Source organism: Arthrobacter sp. CG_A4, assembly GCF_035985125.1.
Lineage (GTDB): Bacteria > Actinomycetota > Actinomycetes > Actinomycetales > Micrococcaceae > Arthrobacter.
Genome location: NZ_JAXCID010000022.1, coordinates 33,429 through 51,811, shown reverse-complemented (window position 1 = coordinate 51,811; position 18,383 = coordinate 33,429). Strand labels below are relative to the sequence as shown.

Here is an 18,383-nt window from a genome sequence, read left to right as displayed (position 1 = left end):
CCTAGGCCGTCTCTGCCGGGTGGGCGTCGCGTGCGGTGCGGAAGCCTGCGAAAACCTGCCGGCGGATGGGATAGTCCCAGTTGCGGAAGGTCGCCCGGGCGGCCGCAGGGTCGGTGGCCCAGGAGCCGCCGCGGAGCACTTTGTAGTCGCTTCCGAAGAACACCTGGCTGTACTCCTCGTAGGGGAACACGGTGAACCCGGGATACGGCTGAAAATCGCTCGCAACCCATTCCCACACATCGCCGATGAGCTGACGAACACCCAGCGGTGACTCGCCATCGGGGTAGGAGCCTGCGGGGGCTGCGCGCAGTGCGGTTCCACCGAGGTTGGCATCCTCCGCAGAGGGCTCCGCGTCGCCCCATGGAAACCGCCGGGACCGTCCGCTTGCCGGGTCGAAGCGGGCGGCCTTCTCCCACTCGGCTTCCGTCGGCAGGCGACGGCCCGCCCACCGGGCGTAGGCATCCGCTTCATACCAGCAGACGTGCTGGACGGGTTCGTCCGCGGGGACGGGCTCGACGGCGCCGAACCGCTTCCGCATCCACTGACCGTCGGCGCGGTGCCAGTATTTGGGTGTCCGCAGCCCGACCTCGTTTCGGTGCTGCCATCCGTCGGGGTGCCACCACGAGGGATCGTCATAGCCTCCGCCGGCGATGAATTGCTCGTATGCCCCGCTGGTCACCGGTGTTGTGTCGATGAAATAAGCGGGCAGGGCCACGGTGTGCGCTGGCCGCTCATTGTCCAGCGCCCACGGTTCCACCGAGGTGCCCATGGTGAATGGTCCGGACGGCACCAGCACTTCGTCGGGAAGCGACCGCCGCGTACGGGTATCAGGCAGCGGTGTTTCCGTCAGGATCCGTTCGCCGTCGCGGATCTGGTGCGTTGCGAGCATTGTTTCCGCGTGCTGCTGCTCATGCTGGACGATCATGCCGAAGGCGAACCCTCTCTCCAGCAGCGGTTTGCCCTCCAGCGGCGTACGGTCCAGAATGTCCAGCGCCTTGTCGCGGACCTCGGCGATGTATCGGCGCGATTCGGCGGGCGAGAGCAGCGGCAGGGCCGGGCGTGTGCTTCGGGGGTGCTGGAAAGCGTCATACATCTCGTCGATCTCGCAGCGCAGCGGCGGGCGCCCACCGACGTCGCGCACCAGCCACAGCTCCTCCTGGCTGCCCACATGGGCCAGGTCCCAGACCAGTGGCGACATCAAGGACGAATGCTGTCTCACCAGTTCGCCGTCGTCGTAATCGGTCAGAGCCAGCGTCCGGTCGCGTGCCCTCTCAAGCCGCCGGGCCAACTCCATCCGGAGGTGTTCAGTGGCTTGGGGCTCAACTGCTGCTGTTTCAGCGATGCTCATGGAGTCGCTCCTCACGGTAATCGGCGGCGTTGTCAGTGGTGAACGTCGGAATGCGTCCCGTGCGTTGCCATTCGGCGAGGGATACGTCGGCGGGGCTGAGGCCGCGGGCAGTGTGTTTTTCGATGAAGGCGGCGGCCCGCGCCCGCGTTTCGGTGTCCGCCTCGATCCGCGGCAGGGCATCCCAGGCCACCTCGGCGCAGATCAGCGCAGCCCGGGCAAGCTCCGGGCAGGCCAGACAATCGCGGGCAGCGGTGAGCAGCGAGCCTGCGTCGGTGGGAATAGTGCGGCACGCCTCGGCTGCCAGTGCGGCAGCGTGCGGATCCTCCACCAGGGCGGCGACGACGACGGTTGCTACTTCCCAGTCCCCGCCTGCCTGGGCGTCTATCAGCCGCAGCTCGAGGAAGCCGCGGGGTCGGACCGGTGGGAACAACGTGGTCAGGTGGTAGTCCAGATCCTGCAGGCTCACGGGCCTCGGGCCTGCTCCGCGCAGCCAGTCCCGCATGGTCAGCGCCCGGGGCGCGAGCCAGTTCCCGCCGTCGTTTTCGGGCCGAATGCAGAGGACGTGGGCGTCGAGCGCGTACCGTGCCCAGTCCTGACGGGGGTCATCACCCAGCGGCTCCGGCGCTGCCGTGCGGGACGGGTCAATAGCGAGCCAGGCGGATTGGCGGGTGCTACGCCAGCCGCTGGGTTTGCCTCTGATGAACGGGGAATTGGCAAACATCGCCGTCAACAGGGGCGCAAGCGAATACAGGTGGTGCCAGCGTTGGATTGCGCCAGCAGGGCCGTCGCCGTCGGTGCCGGCGTCGAGCGAGATCTGGAGGGAAGCGGTGGAGCACATCATGGTCCGGCCCGCCGGACCGGCACGGTCAAATCGCTGCTCCATCGCTGCGTAGCGGGGAAGGTCGAGCGTGCGCACCGGACGCCGAACCGGGTCGAGGGCCAAGTCACCGAGTCGAAGCCCTGCCTCTGCCAGCAGCCTGTCGACCTGAGCGAGGTCCTCGCGCGTGGACGAGATCACTTCGGGAACGCCGGCTGCACACGCGGAACTGATCTCCAGCTGGCCACCCGGTTCCAGGGTGATGAGTCCACCTCCGAAAAGGGTCCCCTCGACGCTGCCGACGGCGTCACGGACCTGAGACACCGGAACCCGGGACTGCACTGTCGTGGATACGGTGAACCGTGCGTTCCACTTCGATGCCGATTTTTCCGGGCGGTCCCGTCTTGAAGCAGACGGAAGCAACATAGATCTCCGCCTCTTCCTCCGACAGCAGCTCCAACGCCTGTTCCGCTTGCACTGCCTACACAGCCTCGGCCACAGTGACCGCATACCGGTCCTGCGAGTCGGTCCACTGCCCCGCGACACGGAACCCCGCAGCTTCAAGCTCTACGGCGATGCCGTCCCGACTGAATTTCGTGGAAATCTCTGTCCTCAATTCCTCGCCCGCAGCGAAGGGAACCTGGAGGTCAACGCCGGGCAGCATTACGAGCATGGACTTTCTGGCACGCAGGCGCATTTCGATCCGGCCCTTCTCCGGCAGCCACACGGCCACATGGTCGAACTCATCCACATCGAAATCGGCACCCAGCTCACGATTCAGAACCCGCAGTACGTTCTTATTGAATTCTGCCGTCACGCCCGCAGAGTCATCGTAGGCCGGCACAAGTATCTCTTCAGGCTTGATCAGATCCGTTCCCACCAACAGGGACCCGCCTCCGGGCCCCAGCAAGTCGTGGATATCCTCCAGAAAGCCTGTGCGCTGTTCTGGATCCAGGTTTCCGATGGTGCCTCCCAGAAAGGCGACCATGCGGTGCCCGTTCCGCGGCAGGACATGGAGCTGACGCTCAAAGTCCGCAGCTACCGGACTCAGCTCCAGATCCGGGAACGTTTCCGAGAGATGGTCGCCCGCGCCCAGCAGCGCGCCGTCGCTCACGTCAACGGCCACATAGCGCTGCAGGCGGCCTTCCTCCTGCAGGGCCGATATCAGGAGGGGCGTCTTGCTGGAGGATCCTGAACCGAGCTCGATCAGGGTTTCCGCCGGAGATGCCGCGGCCATGTCCGTCGCATACCGCTCAAGGATCTCGCGTTCGGCACGGGTGGGGTAGTACTCGGGAAGCTCCATGATTCGCTCGAACAGCTTGCTCCCGCGATCGTCGTATAACCATTTCGGCGGCAGCGACTTCGGCTCTGCGGTCAGACCCGCGAGAACATCCCTGCGTAGCTCGGATTCCAGATAGTGCGCCGGCAAGTGATGGGCAATCTCCGCCGGACCGTGAATCGTATCTTTAGCGCCCGTTGACAATATGGCTACCTTCCAACTGCACCAGTGGGGTTGAAACTACCGTAGAGCATTTCCACCCCGGCCTTCGGCGCGCCGAACTTCTCGTGTGCGGCGGCGGCGCTCGGCGGTTCGCCCCACGGCAGCTTTCCGACAACCAGCTTCGGCACATTGATGTACACGCGGTTGTCCATGCTGTGCGTCACCGCATCCAGCGGGATATACGTATCGCGGTCAAACACGATGCCGCGTTTGACCAGCAGGTATCCCGGATCGCCGCCGTCGGCGGCCACAACCTCGACCACGTCGCCGATCTCGCCGCGGTCCGAGCCAACCACAGTGTCGCCCGCCGAGGGCGTCTGCTGTGCAGGTGCAGCAAGGCCGGCCAGGAATTCATCCACTTCCATCACCATGTTGGCGATCAGCGGATAGTTCACATGGATCGATGCCTCATAGGCGGGCAGGCTTTCCGCACCGATCGCGTCCGACAGGAAAGTCACCGCATAGCCGTGCTCAGTGGCATGGCGCCCGGTGGACTCACAGCACAGATTGGCTGTCATGCCGGCGATCACCAGTTGTTCGGTGCCGAGTCGTTCCAGATGGTCGCGAAGGTCTGTTTCGAAAACGTCCGTGCCCTTGTGGGGCTCCAGGATGATGTCCGTGCTTTCGGGCTGCAAATCGGGGTGGAAGTCTGCGCCCCAAGAGCCGGCAAGGAACATCCTGTTCTCAAACATCAACCGGTTGATGCCGCTGCGCTGCTGGAACCGGGCGTCGGCGTAGTCCTCTTCCGTGTAGGCCATCGGTCCGAAAAGCACGGGCACGCCGGCAGCGCGTGTGGCGGAGATCAGTCGCTGTAATTGACTCACCACGTTGTTTTTCTTCACCGTGGATTTGGTCATTTCCCAGGCTGCGCCGCCTTCGGACAGGAAATCGTTGACCGGGTCGATCACCAGCAGGGCGGTGCGCTGCGGGTCGAATCCGGCGGTGTGCCCGCCGGTTGTATCTGCCTTGGTTTCACTCATGGTTTCCTCCTAGATATCGTTTATCTGTTTGCGACGATCGAGGCTTTGTTTACGCGCCCTGACCGGCCATCTGCATCAGTCCGCCGTCCATGACGTAGGTGGCTCCTGTCACGTAGTCGCCATCGGGCGAGGCAAGGAAAACAGCGAGCCTGCCGATTTCTGACGGTTCCGCGGCACGCTTGAGGGGAATGGTCTTGACCTGCTCCTTCAGGTACTCCGGGTCATCGATTGCCTTCTGGTTGAACGGGGTGAGTACCATTCCCGGGGCGATGTTGTTCACCGTCATGCCGAGCTCGGAAACTTCGAGGACAAGGGTTCGGGTGAGGTTCCGCAGTGCGCCCTTGGAACAGTCATAGTCGGCTGCACCGGCCCGGGGCTGTTCCTCGTGCACCGAGGTGGTGTTGATGATCTTCCCGCCGCCGCCCTGCTGCTTCCGATGGTTGATGAAGTGTTTGCAGCAGATGAGCTGGCCGATGAGGTTGCTGCGCAGCGTGCGCTCAAAGTCGGCGATCTCCAGATCGGCGACGTAGGTTCCGGAGGCGTCAGCGCTTGCGTTGTTCATCATGATGTCCACCCGTCCGAAGGCGTCGAAGGCCGCCGCGAACATCTTTTTGACCTGCTCTTCGTCACCGTGGTCGCCTTGGACGATGATTGCCCGGCGGCCGTGGGACTCAACCTGCTGCTGTGTGGACTCTGCGCCGTCGCGGTCGTGGAAGTAATGGACGATGACGTCGGCACCCTCCCGCGCAAATTCGACTGCCGTGGCCTGGCCTATTCCTGAATCCGATCCGGTGATGAAGGCGATCTTGTCCTGTAGCTTTCCCATGAGTGTTCCTCTCCGTACTTTCAGTTGTTCAGTGGTTTCAGGCCTGTCCGGCCTGGGCGTCCTCGGCTTGGGTAATTGCCCACGCCGCGTTGATCAGGCCGATGTGTGAAAGCCCTTGGGGGAAGTTGCCGATCAGGCTGCCGTCTCTGATGTTGATCTCTTCCGAGAGGAGCCCGAGATCATTGGCGTACCCGGTAACTGCCTCGAAAATTTCCCGCGCCCGTTCAGGTTCGCCTGCCATGGCCCGGGCTGTGTCCAGCCAGTAGGAACAGATGATGAACGCACCCTCATCCCCGGAGCCCGTCCAACGCTGGATCAGGTTTCCGGTGGTGAGTTCACGCTCGATTGCGTCCAGCGTGGCCAGTATGCGGTCGTCGTCGGCCGGTAGAAATCCCATGATCGGCATCAAAAGCACACCGGCGTCGAGATGCTCCGAGCCGAAGGCACCGGTGAACGCCTTGACGCTGCTGTCCCAGCCCTTTTCGAGGATTGCGTCACGGACCCTGTCCCGTTCGCGCTCCCATACCGGGACCTTCTGGGCAGCGCCGAGACGGTCGGCGAGCTTCAGCGCGCGGTCCAGCGCCACCCAGCACATCAGCTTGGACGTCACGTAGTCCCGTGTTCCTTCCCGCCCTTCCCAGATGCCGGAGTCACGCTCTTGCCATGTTTCTGCGGCCTTGTCGCCGACTGCAACCAGGAAGTCCCGGGTCTCGGCGGGGAGTTCGCCGAGTTGTTCCCGCAGAACCCACGCGCACTCGAACACTTCGCCGAGGACGTCAAGCTGCTTCTGGTCCCAGGCGTCATTGCCCACGCGGACCGGCCGCGATTCGGCGTAACCCGCCAGATGCCCCAGCTCGTGTTCCGTGAGGTTGTGCTCTCCGCCGACGCCGAACATGATCTGCAGGTGTCCCTCACCGAGTGCTCCGGCTGACATGGTGATCCAGTCGAAGAACCGGTGCGCCTCGTCCGGGCAGGCCGCTACCCAGAGCGCCTTGAGGGTCAGGCTGCCGTCACGAAGCCAGCCAAAGCGGTAATCCCAGTTGGCGCTGCCGCCCGGCTCCTCCGGCAGTGAAGTAGTCGGCGCGGCTACAACTGCTCCGGTAGGGCTGTAGGTGAGTGTCTGGAGCACCAGGGCGCTGCGGTGCACCTGCTCCCGGTAGGCGCCGCGGTAGCCCTGGTGAATCTCACTCCAGGACCGCCACGCGGCGATTGTGTTCTCCAGCTCGGAAGCGCCGTCGGTTGCCGGCGGCGGTGGGACGACGGCGTCGCGGTGGTGAAGGGCGAAAACGGTAGCTTCTCCTGCCTCCAGAGTGAAGGTTCCGCCAAGAGACCCGTCCTCGACAACGAGGCTGACTCCAGCGGTCAGCGTCAGGCGGTTCGCTCCGCCGCTGATCGACCACCCCGTGGTGGTCTGCACGAAATTGGGTGTGATAAGCCCGTATTCCGGTCTCGGTGCAACCTCGACCGTCACTTCCACACGGCCGCGGGTGACCCCCACCTGGCGCAGCAGCATATGCGCGGAATTGTGCCCCACTTCGTGACCCCGTTCCCCGGGGCCAAGCGCCAGGGCATCGGTCAGCAGCAGGTCCCCGCTGTCGCACTGGAACTCCGTCTCGAGCACCATAGTGCCAGGGAGATAGCGGCGAGTGACCGTATAGTCTCCGGTTGGCCGGATTGTCCAGTGACCGGTGTCGTGGTCCAGCAGGCGGCTGAAGATGCTGGGGGCGTCGAACCGTGGAGGGCACCACCAGTCGATCGAGCCGTCCCGCGAGACCAAGGCAGATCCCTGGCAGTCCCCGAGCAGCCCGTAGTCGGAGATCTCGACCGTCTTAGCACTCGGTGCCTGCACAGTAAAGCTCCCTCGTCATCTGCCGTTCAACCTAAACCTTCCCCGGGGGGGAAGGTCAAGAGGTCCGCAGACCCCGCTGGGACAGAAGGATGAACCCGTTCGGCCATGTGCATGGCCTTGCTTTCGATGAGGACACCGAACAACTCCTGCTGGCCACCCACAACGGGCTGTTCGACGTTGCTGCCGACCTCATCGAAAAGCTCGGCCCGACCATCGATCTGATGGGGTTCGCCGGTACCGGGAAAGACCTTTACTACGCGTCAGGGCACCCGGGGCCAGGAGCGGATCTTCCCAATCCAATGGGGCTGATCGAGTCATCCGATGGCGGGAAAACCTGGCAGGAACTCTCCCGCCAGGGCGAGTCGGACTTTCACACCCTGACAGTGTCCGAAGACGGCGTCATCGGATTCGACGGAACACTGCGGAAAACAACCGATGGTAAGGAATGGTCCGAAGTAGAGACACAGGTCCAACCGCCGGGACCCTGACGTCATCGCCGAAGCGTTCCGCTGGTCAGCGCACCGGACCGTGACGAAATCCGCGACCGTGTCCCTGCAATCCAACACCTACCAAGTCGACCCGCTGCTGGCCGGCAAACGCGTCGAGCTGATCTATGACCCGTTCGACCTGACCGGGCCCATCACCGTCACAGCCGCCGGCGGAGTCCCGGCCGGGGAAGCGGTCCTGCTGCAGATCCGACGCCACGTCCACCACAAAGCGGCCAAAGCCGCCGCCGACGCCGATACCGGCGCCGTCAACGCCTCCTCCGGCATCGACAACCTGCGCCTGCTGGCGGACCGGCATAAAGACACCATGGCCGGGGCGCCGATCAGCTTCGACAAAATCGCCGCCAACACCACCAATACCGGCACCGCCGGGACCACCGCGACCGCCGCGACCGCCGGAACAGAGAAGGAATTGAGCCGATGAGTATTGCAACCCTGCAGGCGCATTACGGTTTCACGAAGATGCCCTTCGGCCGGGACGTTCCGTCCCAGGCCCTGCACGCCCACCCCTCCCACCGCGAGGCGATCGCCCGGATCGACTGGTGCGTCTCCCAACGCCAGCTCGGAGTCATCACCGGGGAAGTCGGCGCCGGGAAAACCGTCGCCGTCCGGGCCGCGCTGCACCAGCTCGAGCCCTCCAGGCACCAGATCATCTACATCGCGGACCCGACAATCACCATGCGCGGGATCCACACCGCGATCGTCACCGCACTCGGCGGCCAACCCATGTTCTACTCCGGGGTCCTGGCATCCCAGACCGCGTCGCTGCTCGCCGGGGAACTCGACGAACGCTCCCGCCTGCCCGTGGTGGTCATCGACGAAGCACATCTGCTCAGCAACACCGACCTGGAAGCCCTGCGGATGCTCACGAACACGGAGATGGATACCGGTTCGCACTTCGCGCTGCTGCTCATCGGCCAGCCCACCCTGCGCCGCCGGCTCAAACTCGCCGTCCTGGCAGCCCTGGACCAAAGGATCTCCACCCGCTACACGATCACCGGAATGGGACCGGCAGACACCACCGACTACATCCGTCAGCACCTCAAATACGCCGGCCGCTCCGACCCGCTGTTCTCCGACGACGCGATCACCGCGATCCACCAGGCATCGAGGGGATACCCGCGGGCAGTGAACAACCTCGCCGTGGCCTCCCTGATCGCGACCTACGCCGCCGACAAGTCGATCGTGGACCTCGGCGCAGCCCTATCCGCGATCACCGAAAACAGTGAGTAACCCCGACCAGCGCCGACGTCACCGATAACGACCGCCACGTCACCCTAACGACCAATGCCCCGCCGGACACCACCGGCGGGGCATTTCCATACCCGGCCCATCGTCACCGGACATGACGGCCACACCGTCAAATAACGCGACGGATAACATCGCACCAGGATTCGAACCCTACGTGGCTTTGGTTTGTTGCGCACCACCATAAACCAGAGAAATTGCGTTGGCCCTTGAACGCTGCAACGTCCCGAACCGGCAAGGCGTTCTCGAATGGAACCGTCCAGCAATCCGAAAGGCGGGCCGTCGTCTGTGCAGAAGAATCCTGCTCCCTGAAATACAAAGTTCCCGGAGCAGTCCCGCGTTCGGTGCGAACATCGAACGCCGCCATTGCGCGTCCCATGCCCCAACTGTAGTGAGACAAAAACCGGGAATGCCCCAACTTGGATGAGACACGCTGGCAAATGCCTCAAACAACTTGAGAATGCCTCACCTTACGTGAGACCGGACAATTGCCTGGGTAGTATTATGCTGGTGGGACGCCCGTATTTTGTCCGGACATATTGACCTTACATAAGGTCCATTATCGGCACTCCGTGATCAGTCTTCAGAGGGTGATTTAGCGTGCCTCATTCAGACCAATCCATCGTTGGGCGGCCTGCTGATCGGCCCCGCACTTTGCTTCATCTGGACCCTCGATTAGCAGCCTCTGCAAGACTGTCGAACGTTGCCGATAGTTGTGATTATGTCAAGTAGAACAGTGATTATTGCATCTGATGCAATATCGCCCCTCCTTCGTTTTTCTCTTCCCGGCGCTGATCGTTTGGACGCTAGAAATGCCCTCTGACCTGTGGTCATACTGCGTTCCACTGCCGACTCCGGTCGCGCCTGGAGTGCCAACTCGAGTCCGGCGCGACCGAAACGCGTTGCCTGACACGGGCCTCTGACCTGCAGGTTTGCATGGATTCTGCATTAATTGCATGATTCATTCATCCAATGCAATGTCAGGGAGGGCTCATGGCGGTCGATTCAGCGGGACGGGTGCTCAGCTTCGGCGCCGTGCGTTTCCTTCACCCGGAGGACCACGTGTTCGCCCAGATGCTCACCGGCTGGCGCAATCAGCAGCTGAGCCGGAATCTGGCGATTGGCACGATCGAGTCCCGGGAACGGCTAGTCACGCGCTTCCAGGAATCGACGAACGAGTATCCGTGGCAATGGACCCCGGCCCACGTGGATGAGTTCTTCGGTGACCTTCGCAGCGAGAAGCAGACCGCCCAATCCACAATCCGGAGCTACCAGGCAGCGCTCAGGGCGTTCTGCGCCTATGTGGCTTCCCCGGACTACGGTTGGGATCGGGTCTGCGAACAGTATTTCGGAACACATCCTGTCCAGGTCTGTTTCGACTGGAACACGGCCGTCCATGCCCAGGCGACGGAATCGTCTCCCGGCCGCCGCCCCTTCACCCGGCAGGAGCTTCAGGCTTTCTTTGACCGGGCCGATGATGAAGTCGACCGAATAGCAACCCTGCAACGCAAGGGCTGGTTGCCGGCCTATCGCGACGCGGTCCTCTTCAAAGTCGCCTACTGCTGGGGGCTGCGCCGTAACGAGGTCCGGCACCTGCAGACCGTGGATTTCGCCAGGAACCCGCATGCCCGCGAGTTCGGCAAGTACGGGGTGCTGCAGGTCCGGTATGGGAAGGCAATGAAGGGTTCTCCCCCGAAACGCCGCAGTGTCCTGACAGTGTTTGACTGGTCGGCCGAGATCGTCGCCGACTGGCTTGAACGCGGCCACCCGCACATGACCGACGGGCTGGATCTGTTTCCGTCCGAGCGCGGCACCCTGGTTTCCGAGACTGCCTTGAACCGGCGCTTCAACCGGTACTTGCGAGGATTTGGGCCTCTCCCCCGGTCTGGACATCCATTCTCTGCGCCGCTCCTACATCACCCACCTGATCGAGGCCGGCATGGACCCTTTGTTCGTCCAGCACCAGGCCGGGCACGAGCACGCCTCGACCACAGCCCTCTACACCTCCGTCTCCAGCGATTACCGGGTCGAGACACTGCGGCGCGCCCTGGACTCCACCGTCCGGGACGCTCTTGCCGGAATGGAAGACTGATCCTCATGAAACGAGAGATCGACTACCGGTGGCGGCTTGCGGAACTCATGGCAGCCCGCGGAATGCACAACAGCACCGACCTGAGCCCTTTGCTGAAGGAACGCGGCATCGAACTCTCGGCCTCCCAGGTCTACCGGCTCGTCACCCAACGCCCGGAACGCGTCTCCCTGATGATGATCGCCGCCCTCTGCGACATCTTCGCCTGCGGACCCGAGGATCTGGTCACCGTCACGGCGGCAGACGCGAAAGTCCGCAGGGTCGCCTCCGACGCCAACGTCGTGGAACTTAACAAGACCATCCGGCCCAAACGCGCCCGCGTGATCCGCGATGACGGCTAAGATCACCCCGCGCCCCATCAGACGAGGCCAGCGCTCTGGCCCAGATCCGCTCATGGGCGGCGATGACCAGACCGGCATGGGACACGGTGACGGTCTCCAGATCAGCGGTGACATCGACCAGCCGGCCTATCATCGAGGGTTCCACGGAGTAGTCGTTGGTGAACACGCGCACGTAGTAGTCACGCGGCAGCCGCACCGTGGTCCGGAACACCGTCTCCGGGGCGATCGGGGCCCGCATCCGGGCCCGGTCCTGGTCGATCAGCTCGCTGGGTTTGGCCCGCCGGGACCGGGAGTGGCGGGCGTTGGCGATCGGCAGCCACGCGTCGAGCTGGGCGTTGAAGTCGTGCGGGGAAGCGAAGCGGCGGCCCTGCATGAACCGTTGCCTGAAGAAGCGGTTCATCCGTTCCACCATGCCCTTCGATTCCGGATCCCGCGCCTTCAGCAGCTTGATCTCGGTGCCCAGGACACCGGCGAAGGAAGCGGCGGGGTCGGTGAGTCTGCCACGGCCGATGCCTGTCTCGTTGTCCCACAGCAGCCGCGCGGGGACTGCCTGCGCATCCTGCAGCAGCGACCACATGCCGCCGAGCAGGTCCGGGGTCGACTTCGAGGGCAACATGCGGGCCCGAATGAAACCGGAGAACGAGGGCGTCGTGACCAGCACCGGCGGGATGCCGTCCTGACCATGGCCAAGCGGCAGCGCCTCGTGCGGGAACCAGAGGTCGCTGGACCTGGAACCCGGGCTCGTGGACGAGCTTGTCAGCGGGATAGGGCGGCAGATACTCGGGCCGCAGCAGGGCCACCTTCTCCCTGAACACTGACGACGCACCGCTCCAGCCAACCCGTTCGGCCAATGCCGTCGCCGGCATCCGCGGCGAGGCGGCCAATAACGCCCGCACCTGCGGGGCGAACGTGTCGAAGCGCGACGACACCGGCGGACGCTGGTACTTCGGCAACCGGTCTACTTCCAGTGCCCGCTCGACCGTTCCCCGCGACACTCCGACAAGCCGTGCGATCTCCCGCTTCGAGTGTGCGCCGGTTGAAAACAAGCGGCGAAGCTCTGCCCAATCATCCAATTTGATCACCTTCCATTGTGGTTGGTGGTCCTGTTTTCAAACGGCAGAAGTGGTCCTGTTTTCAGACGGCATCAACACCTGCACTGCAAACGGGCGAGCCAGGCGTATCCCGAATGGCCCACCCGGCATCATGTGAAAGACCTTGTTGCTCGCCCAAGGCGGCAGGCTGATGTGCCCCTGTCGCCGGATGGGCTGTATCCGAGGGAACGCCAGGTCATAGTGCCCGCAGGGCCACGCGGCGTGCCTCTGGTGCTTACTCGACGATGGTGACTCCGCGCCAGAAGGCAATGTGATCTTTGATGGCGAGTGCCCGCTGCTTGGGCTCTGCGTAGAACCAGGCCGCGTCGACGTTCTGCCGGCCGTTGACTTCCAGCCTGTGGTAGCTTGCCTCACCTTTCCACGGGCAGACCGAGTACATCTTGCTGTCCATGAAGTATTGGCTCTCCACGCTTTCCCTCGGGAAGTAGTGGTTGCCTTCCACCACGATCGTGTTGTCCGATTCGGCGATGACCGTGTCATTCCAGATTGCTTTGACCATGTGGTTGTCCTTAGAAAGTTAGGTTATCCAGGTAGAACAGCAGAGGGCGTGCAACCGCCTGGGCTGTGGAATAGCGTCGCAGCCGTAGGTCTTGTTCCACAGCGCCGGTGGCTTCACGCGGCGGCGGACAGCTGTGGACCAGCCCGACGCCGGAAGCGGCACAGGTCGCCGCTGAGCGGTCTGGTCTTGGGATCTGTCCCGGCTGGCAGGTTCTGCAGGCGCAGCCGCTTGCGGGTCATGTGCCGAGGTGGTCCAGGACGGCCTGGGCGACGGTCACCGGTGAATCCTCGGTGGGGATGTGCTTTCCGTTAACGTCAACGAGGTCGGATCCCGGGATCTCCCTGATGTCGCGGTGCGCGAAACTGACTTTTTGGAAGTCGTCGTCGCTGCCCCAGACCAGACGGGTCGGTATTTGAGCCTCCTGCAGCAGTGTGACCAGGGCATTTCTGCTGGCCGCCCGTGGGCACAAACTATTGGCCATTGACAGCCCCGCGCGCGAGCTTCCGCACGGGTCCCTGAACCGGTGCCGACGCAGTAAGTGCATCCACTCAGCTGCCCGTCTGTTCGGGATTCTCCCGGGCTCGTTTCTCTTTCGGTGTTTCGGTGTCCGGTGGAACAAAATCGGGGTCAATCTTAGTGCCAGGCTCACCCGAGAAGGACTCTTTGGCTTCCTTGTCCACAGGCACAGTCTCGTCCTTGTCTGGAATCTCAGTCATAGGGCCAAGCTAGTGCCCGTGGCCCGCCCAGTCGAGGGTCCCTCCGAACTGTCCGGGCTGCGTCGCCGGCACGGCCCCGGAAACTGGCGGACGGGTGATGCCAGGTCGCTCGCTCACGGCAGCAGCGCTGCAATGCAGACACCATCACGACTGTCACAATACTGACTGCTTCGCGCACTCTTCCCTAGGGTCTTTTGCCGGTTGACGAGTCCCGGATAGGCAATCCAACAATTCCGGTGGTGGTCGTGAATGTTCAAGACGCAGAATCAGCGCCCCTGATTTGGCTCGATTGTATGGATTTCGCGATTCCCGGGCGATACCGTCAGAGATGGCTGCGGTGCCGGACGGGAGGCGATGGTGAATGGCTGGATCGAAGAATACCGGCAGGAGCTGCGGGGTGCTGTTTGACGTGGACGGGACGCTGATTGATTCCAGCTACATTCACACCCTTTGCTGGTGGCAGGCGTTCCGGCAGGCCGGCTACGACGTGCCGATGGCTTCCATCCACCGGTCCGTGGGCATGGGAGGCGACCGGCTGATTTCGCATCTGCTCCCCGATGACCGAGACAGAGCCGGCGATGAGGCGATGAAGGCCGCGCACGGTGCCCTGTTCTCCGCACACTGGCCCGGATTACGTCCCTTCGAAGCCGCCAGCGAGCTTCTAACCGCATGCGCAGACCTCGGACTGGCCGTGGCGCTGGCTTCCTCAGCGCAGAAGAAGGATCTGGAGGTTCTTCGCAGCGTCCTGGGCGCGGATGCGATCATCGACGCAGCCGCCAGCTCCAGCGACGCCAAGGAAAGCAAACCGGACCCTGACATACTTCTCGCCGCCATGGATGCCTTGGACTTGAAGCCTTCCGACGTCGTCTTCGTAGGGGACGCAGTCTGGGATGTCTACGCAGCCGCGAAGCTGGACATCGGCACCATCGCCCTCACATGCGGCGGCACCAGCGCAGCGGAGCTCCGGGACGCCGGCGCCATCGAAGTATACGAAGACCCCAGAGATCTGCTGAAGAACCTCTCCGGGAGCGCCATCGGGAAACTGCTCTCGGAGAAACGATGATATGTTCCATCCGGCTCAAGGCAGGGCTCCGTGAGGGAGCCGCAGGCCACCCGCATATGATGAGCCGTCCAGGCCCGCCTTCCGCCGGCCGCCCCACGGTTCTCGACCGCCGAACATCCAGCAACAATTGTAAGCCTGCTTAGCAATTGCTATGTTGGACAGGTGCGGTCCAGGAAACGCGGCAACCGCAAAGCCACAGGGTACCGATCCTTGACGGATCTGGCAGTTGGAACGCCGGATCCGGGGCAGCCTGAACGACGACACAACCAGCAAAGGACAGTGATATGAATACGTACCATCCGGAAGATGATCCGGCGAACCCTGATCAGCCGAAGAGCCTTAACTCCCGCGGCGAGGTATCCCGAACCGCGGAACACCACGGAACTCAAGAGGGCAACCGTGCCGCTAAGGACTCGGCGAGCTCCGCAAATCCCGATCCATTGGAGGGAAACATCACTGGCCTGGAGCCGGGTGGTGGCGTGCCGCCCGGCGAGACCCCTCCGGCGGAAGACCAGATGAGCGGGGATCAGGGGCACAACGAATAGGTGCCGGGGCGGAAGCCCGTACCGGCGTGCGGACCCAAAGCACGGGAGTGTCTGTTATGGCTGAGCGGCTGGTTGCCGATGTGATGGTGGAACGCCTCAGGTCGTGGGGTGTTGAGAGGGTTTTCGGCTACAGCGGAGACGGCATCAACGGATTCATGGGTGCGCTTCGCCGGGCCGGAGGCGACGTCGAGTTTGTGCAGGCCCGGCACGAAGAAGCCGCCGCGTTCATGGCCGTGGGCCACGCCAAATACACGGGCCGGGTGGGTGTTGTCACGTCAACGCAGGGTCCGGGCGCCGTGCATCTCCTCAACGGTCTCTACGATGCGAAGCTGGACAGCGTGCCCGTAGTGGCCATCATCGGCCAGCAGAACCGCAGCGTGTTGGGGTCGGGCTACATGCAGGAGATCGAGCTGCTGACGCTGTTCAAGGACGTGGCTGCGCAGTTCGCTCAGATGGTCAGCACACCGGAGCAGCTTCCCATGGTTCTGGATCGGGCGTTCCGTACCGCCCTGGAGACTCGCTCGCCGTGCGTTGTCATCGTCCCGCACGACATCCAGAAGGCGCCCGCGCCGGATCTTGAACAGGAGCACGGGATTATCATCACCTCTCCCCAGTGGCGCCCGGCGCGCGTGCTGCCCCAGGAGGAGGACCTGGCTGCGGCGGCGGATGTGCTGAACGCGGGCAGCAAGGTGGCGCTCCTGGTAGGCCAGGGGGCCAAAACAGCCCAGGCCGAAGTGGTGGCCATCGCGGAGCAACTCGGCGCAGGCATCACCACGAGCCTGCTGGGCAAACCCTATGTTGATGAGACACTGCCCTTCGTCGTTGGAACCATGGGACATCTGGGTTCCACGGCCAGTGCCCACCTGATGGGCAGCTGCGACACGTTGCTGATCGTCGGGTCAAACGATCCCTGGACGGAGTTCTATCCGCCTCCGGGCGCGGCCCGTGCGGTCCAGATCGACATCGACGGGCGCAAGATCGGCAACCGGTACCCGGTGGAAGTGGGTCTGGTGGGCGACGCCGCGGAAACCCTCCGGGAGCTGATGTCCAGAATCGGCTCACGGTCGCCGGACCAGCCCCGGGACCGGTCCCGGGAACCATGGCGGGCAGAGATTGAACGCCAGGTGCGGGACTGGCATGCGCTGGCTGAGGAGCGTTCGCGGGTGCCGGCACATCCGGTGAATCCTGAACTCGTGGTGCGTGAACTCAACGGCAGGCTCCCGGCCAACGCACAGCTGAGCATCGACGTCGGCAGTTGCGTTTATTGGTATGCCCGGCAGCTGATTCTTCCGCCGGGAGTCCCCGCCCATGTCTCCGGAACGCTGGCCAGCATGGGCTGTTCCATTCCGTACGGCATTGCCGCCAAACTGGCCAGGCCGGACCGTCCGATGGTGGTGCTGACCGGTGACGGTGCCATGCAGATGGCAGGCATTGCCGAACTCATCACGGTGGCGCACCGCTGGCGGCAGTGGGCCGATCCGCGCTTCGTGGTGTGCGTCCTGAACAACCGGGAACTGGCAGAAGTCACCTGGGAACAGCGGGAGACCGAGTCGGAGCCGCGCTTCCCGGACAGCCAGGAACTCCCCGACTTTCCCTATGCCGGCTACGCCGAACTCCTGGGCCTGGCGGGCATCCGTGTGGACGACCCGCACCAGCTGGCCGATGCCTGGGACCGCGCTTTCGCAGCTGACCGTCCCGTGGTGCTGGAAGTCCTGACTGACCCTGACGTCCCGCTGCTGCCGCCGTTCCCGGCCGGGGCCGAGAAACTCGACGGCATGAGGACCGCGCTGGCAGAGGAAGGCGGTGCCGGGGCAGGAGCCGCCGGGCTCCTCGACACCTACGCAGCCCAGGAGGAACCCGGCGGAGACTGAACGCCGTCGGCTGCCGGATTGGGCAAGCGCCTTTCCGCGCCTTGCGTAGTCTCGTCGCCCCTGAGGCGTGTCCCGCCACGGACTATGCTGTCCGCTCCGCGTTGCCGCAGCAGAAGATCACTGGGCCCGGACAGGGCATGGTTTGGTTGGAGCGCCACGAACTCCTGGGAAGGAGTCATCGTCGCCAGGGCCGGACGGACGGTCCACCTGTCTGGCGCTCGGCAAGGAAGCACTGGGGGCTGACCGGGGAGAGCCGTTCACTCCGCGGCCTGATGTGGTGTTCGCAGAGATCAGGTCCGTGACCGATGAGTTATTCTTCCCGGTCCTGCAGTCAGTCGCCGTGTCTGGAGGCCCGCGGCAGCAGCTGGATGGTTTCCGGCCTCGATTCCTGCCTGCTGGAGTTGCCGTCTTTCGGCTAAGTACTCCGTGATGTGGTGTCGTCGGTGGGCCGTAAGGATCCTGGAAATCGTCCGGAGCCGGGCGATCTCTGCAGGTCAAGCCGCGCCCTGCCCGTCCGCCCTATACGGCGAGGCGGTGTGAAGATCGGCAGGACGTCTGATCTGCCCACGATCCCTTCCAACGTTTCCTGATCGGTAAAGCCACAGTACAAAGCTGCGTCCACGGATTAACCCATGCCCTCAGCCTCCGAGCCGGCACTGCCCTCGGCGCCGTGTCGGTGCCGGTGTCGGTGCCGGTGTCGGTGTCGGTGTCGCGGACGATTGGACGCTGTAACGCTGTCAGGGCGCACCGTTCCCGGATTCCTGTTCGTCGGTGATGTCTCCCTTGATCCAGGTCGCCACCACGCTGACTGAGCCATCCGCCTCCCGATCGGTCACGATTTCAATCTCTTCAGCCGCGGCCCCCATACCCAGCAGCTCATTCCGGTATGAAGCCACGGTCGCTGAAAGGCTCTCGTCCGTCCACTCCCCAGGACGGATTCTGGTTGATATCTCCACCGGTTCGGGCTGATAAAGCGTCATGTCCTGCCTCCTGCGAAGTGTCCCGTCGCGTGTTCCCACCGTTACGGCCATCTCGGTCGTTCCTTCCGGCGCCTCAGGCACCACGCTAGAAC

At 63.7% G+C, this 18,383-nt stretch carries 18 protein-coding genes and 2 pseudogenes; 8 read left to right on the top strand and 12 right to left on the bottom strand.

Features of this window, described 5'->3' with window-relative positions; genetic code table 11:
* Position 1: 1 nt before the first annotated feature.
* The 6 genes from egtB to RCH07_RS11040 are packed head-to-tail and all read right to left on the bottom strand — an operon-like array spanning position 2 to position 7,321.
* Positions 2–1,348 (bottom strand): ergothioneine biosynthesis protein EgtB, encoded by a 1,347-nt coding sequence (gene egtB, locus RCH07_RS11065; protein WP_326967515.1) that lies wholly within the window; start codon positions 1,346–1,348, stop codon positions 2–4.
* Positions 1,335–2,591, bottom strand: a complete 1,257-nt coding sequence (locus tag RCH07_RS11060) for a glutamate-cysteine ligase family protein (protein WP_326967514.1) — start codon at positions 2,589–2,591, stop codon at positions 1,335–1,337. Before RCH07_RS11060 ends, egtB begins: the two co-directional genes overlap by 14 nt.
* A gap of 55 nt (positions 2,592–2,646) precedes the next feature.
* On the bottom strand, positions 2,647–3,594 hold the full coding sequence (gene egtD, locus RCH07_RS11055) for an L-histidine N(alpha)-methyltransferase (RefSeq protein WP_326967532.1): 948 nt from the start codon (positions 3,592–3,594) through the stop codon (positions 2,647–2,649).
* Positions 3,595–3,653: 59 nt separating this feature from the next.
* On the bottom strand, positions 3,654–4,646 hold the full coding sequence (locus tag RCH07_RS11050; RefSeq protein ID WP_326967513.1) for a cysteine hydrolase family protein: 993 nt from the start codon (positions 4,644–4,646) through the stop codon (positions 3,654–3,656).
* Between the two features lie 49 nt (positions 4,647–4,695).
* The gene (locus tag RCH07_RS11045; RefSeq protein WP_326967512.1) at positions 4,696–5,472 is read right to left on the bottom strand and encodes an SDR family NAD(P)-dependent oxidoreductase; all 777 of its coding nucleotides are present in this window, start codon (positions 5,470–5,472) and stop codon (positions 4,696–4,698) included.
* 37 nt (positions 5,473–5,509) lie between these two features.
* The gene (locus RCH07_RS11040; RefSeq protein WP_326967511.1) at positions 5,510–7,321 is read right to left on the bottom strand and encodes a glycoside hydrolase family 15 protein; all 1,812 of its coding nucleotides are present in this window, start codon (positions 7,319–7,321) and stop codon (positions 5,510–5,512) included.
* An 89-nt stretch (positions 7,322–7,410) separates the two neighbouring features.
* Here RCH07_RS11040 and RCH07_RS11035 point away from each other — a divergent pair, with 89 nt between their 5' ends.
* From RCH07_RS11035 to RCH07_RS11010, 5 genes and pseudogenes are all read left to right on the top strand, one after another.
* Positions 7,411–7,809: a WD40/YVTN/BNR-like repeat-containing protein gene (locus RCH07_RS11035; protein ID WP_326967510.1), complete on the top strand. Its 399-nt coding sequence runs from the start codon at positions 7,411–7,413 to the stop codon at positions 7,807–7,809.
* Between the two features lie 4 nt (positions 7,810–7,813).
* Positions 7,814–8,251 (top strand): Mu transposase C-terminal domain-containing protein, encoded by a 438-nt coding sequence (locus RCH07_RS11030; RefSeq protein WP_326967531.1) that lies wholly within the window; start codon positions 7,814–7,816, stop codon positions 8,249–8,251.
* Positions 8,248–9,060 (top strand): ExeA family protein, encoded by an 813-nt coding sequence (locus tag RCH07_RS11025; protein ID WP_326967509.1) that lies wholly within the window; start codon positions 8,248–8,250, stop codon positions 9,058–9,060. The genes RCH07_RS11030 and RCH07_RS11025 overlap by 4 nt, the downstream gene beginning before the upstream one ends.
* 1,008 nt (positions 9,061–10,068) lie before the next feature.
* A pseudogene (locus tag RCH07_RS19305) lies at positions 10,069–11,167 on the top strand (tyrosine-type recombinase/integrase).
* Positions 11,168–11,172: 5 nt separating this feature from the next.
* Positions 11,173–11,505, top strand: a complete 333-nt coding sequence (locus tag RCH07_RS11010) for a helix-turn-helix domain-containing protein (protein WP_326967529.1) — start codon at positions 11,173–11,175, stop codon at positions 11,503–11,505.
* Here the strand turns inward: RCH07_RS11010 and RCH07_RS11005 are convergent.
* The 5 genes and pseudogenes from RCH07_RS11005 to RCH07_RS10985 all read right to left on the bottom strand — a co-directional run bounded on the left by RCH07_RS11005 (position 11,453) and on the right by RCH07_RS10985 (position 13,832).
* Positions 11,453–12,121, bottom strand: coding sequence for a Mu transposase domain-containing protein (locus tag RCH07_RS11005; protein WP_326967534.1), 669 nt, complete (start codon positions 12,119–12,121; stop codon positions 11,453–11,455). The genes RCH07_RS11010 and RCH07_RS11005 overlap by 53 nt on opposite strands.
* Positions 12,122–12,524: 403 nt before the next feature.
* Positions 12,525–12,587: pseudogene (locus RCH07_RS11000) on the bottom strand (hypothetical protein); the annotation flags it as partial.
* Between the two features lie 244 nt (positions 12,588–12,831).
* The gene (locus RCH07_RS10995) at positions 12,832–13,116 is read right to left on the bottom strand and encodes a DUF427 domain-containing protein (RefSeq protein ID WP_326967508.1); all 285 of its coding nucleotides are present in this window, start codon (positions 13,114–13,116) and stop codon (positions 12,832–12,834) included.
* Positions 13,117–13,351: 235 nt separating this feature from the next.
* Positions 13,352–13,597, bottom strand: coding sequence for an alpha/beta fold hydrolase (locus RCH07_RS10990; RefSeq protein ID WP_326967507.1), 246 nt, complete (start codon positions 13,595–13,597; stop codon positions 13,352–13,354).
* A gap of 67 nt (positions 13,598–13,664) precedes the next feature.
* Positions 13,665–13,832: a hypothetical protein gene (locus RCH07_RS10985; protein ID WP_326967506.1), complete on the bottom strand. Its 168-nt coding sequence runs from the start codon at positions 13,830–13,832 to the stop codon at positions 13,665–13,667.
* Between the two features lie 361 nt (positions 13,833–14,193).
* Here RCH07_RS10985 and RCH07_RS10980 point away from each other — a divergent pair, with 361 nt between their 5' ends.
* The 3 genes from RCH07_RS10980 (at position 14,194) to RCH07_RS10970 (ending at position 17,311) form a co-directional block, all read left to right on the top strand.
* A complete protein-coding gene (locus tag RCH07_RS10980) occupies positions 14,194–14,895 on the top strand; it encodes an HAD family hydrolase (protein WP_326967505.1) in 702 nt (233 codons plus the stop codon).
* Positions 14,896–15,179: 284 nt separating this feature from the next.
* Complete coding sequence (locus RCH07_RS10975; RefSeq protein WP_326967504.1) at positions 15,180–15,440, top strand: DUF6480 family protein; 261 nt, start codon at positions 15,180–15,182, stop codon at positions 15,438–15,440.
* A 56-nt stretch (positions 15,441–15,496) separates the two neighbouring features.
* Positions 15,497–17,311, top strand: coding sequence for a thiamine pyrophosphate-requiring protein (locus RCH07_RS10970; protein ID WP_326967503.1), 1,815 nt, complete (start codon positions 15,497–15,499; stop codon positions 17,309–17,311).
* 737 nt (positions 17,312–18,048) lie between these two features.
* On the opposite strand, the gene RCH07_RS10965 is transcribed toward RCH07_RS10970, so the two are convergent.
* Positions 18,049–18,291 (bottom strand): hypothetical protein, encoded by a 243-nt coding sequence (locus RCH07_RS10965; RefSeq protein WP_326967502.1) that lies wholly within the window; start codon positions 18,289–18,291, stop codon positions 18,049–18,051.
* Between the last annotated feature and the right edge of the window lie 92 nt (positions 18,292–18,383).

Coding starts and splice junctions, on each gene's coding strand:
- egtB (WP_326967515.1), bottom strand. CDS start 1,348: ATGAGCATCGCTGAAACAGCAGCAGTTGAGCCCCAAGCCACTGAACAC.
- RCH07_RS11060 (WP_326967514.1), bottom strand. CDS start 2,591: ATGTTGCTTCCGTCTGCTTCAAGACGGGACCGCCCGGAAAAATCGGCA.
- RCH07_RS11050 (WP_326967513.1), bottom strand. CDS start 4,646: ATGAGTGAAACCAAGGCAGATACAACCGGCGGGCACACCGCCGGATTC.
- RCH07_RS11045 (WP_326967512.1), bottom strand. CDS start 5,472: ATGGGAAAGCTACAGGACAAGATCGCCTTCATCACCGGATCGGATTCA.
- RCH07_RS11035 (WP_326967510.1), top strand. CDS start 7,411: ATGAACCCGTTCGGCCATGTGCATGGCCTTGCTTTCGATGAGGACACC.
- RCH07_RS11025 (WP_326967509.1), top strand. CDS start 8,248: ATGAGTATTGCAACCCTGCAGGCGCATTACGGTTTCACGAAGATGCCC.
- RCH07_RS11010 (WP_326967529.1), top strand. CDS start 11,173: ATGAAACGAGAGATCGACTACCGGTGGCGGCTTGCGGAACTCATGGCA.
- RCH07_RS11005 (WP_326967534.1), bottom strand. CDS start 12,121: ATGTTGCCCTCGAAGTCGACCCCGGACCTGCTCGGCGGCATGTGGTCG.
- RCH07_RS10995 (WP_326967508.1), bottom strand. CDS start 13,116: ATGGTCAAAGCAATCTGGAATGACACGGTCATCGCCGAATCGGACAAC.
- RCH07_RS10990 (WP_326967507.1), bottom strand. CDS start 13,597: ATGGCCAATAGTTTGTGCCCACGGGCGGCCAGCAGAAATGCCCTGGTC.
- RCH07_RS10985 (WP_326967506.1), bottom strand. CDS start 13,832: ATGACTGAGATTCCAGACAAGGACGAGACTGTGCCTGTGGACAAGGAA.
- RCH07_RS10980 (WP_326967505.1), top strand. CDS start 14,194: ATGGCTGGATCGAAGAATACCGGCAGGAGCTGCGGGGTGCTGTTTGAC.
- RCH07_RS10975 (WP_326967504.1), top strand. CDS start 15,180: ATGAATACGTACCATCCGGAAGATGATCCGGCGAACCCTGATCAGCCG.
- RCH07_RS10970 (WP_326967503.1), top strand. CDS start 15,497: ATGGCTGAGCGGCTGGTTGCCGATGTGATGGTGGAACGCCTCAGGTCG.
- RCH07_RS10965 (WP_326967502.1), bottom strand. CDS start 18,291: ATGACGCTTTATCAGCCCGAACCGGTGGAGATATCAACCAGAATCCGT.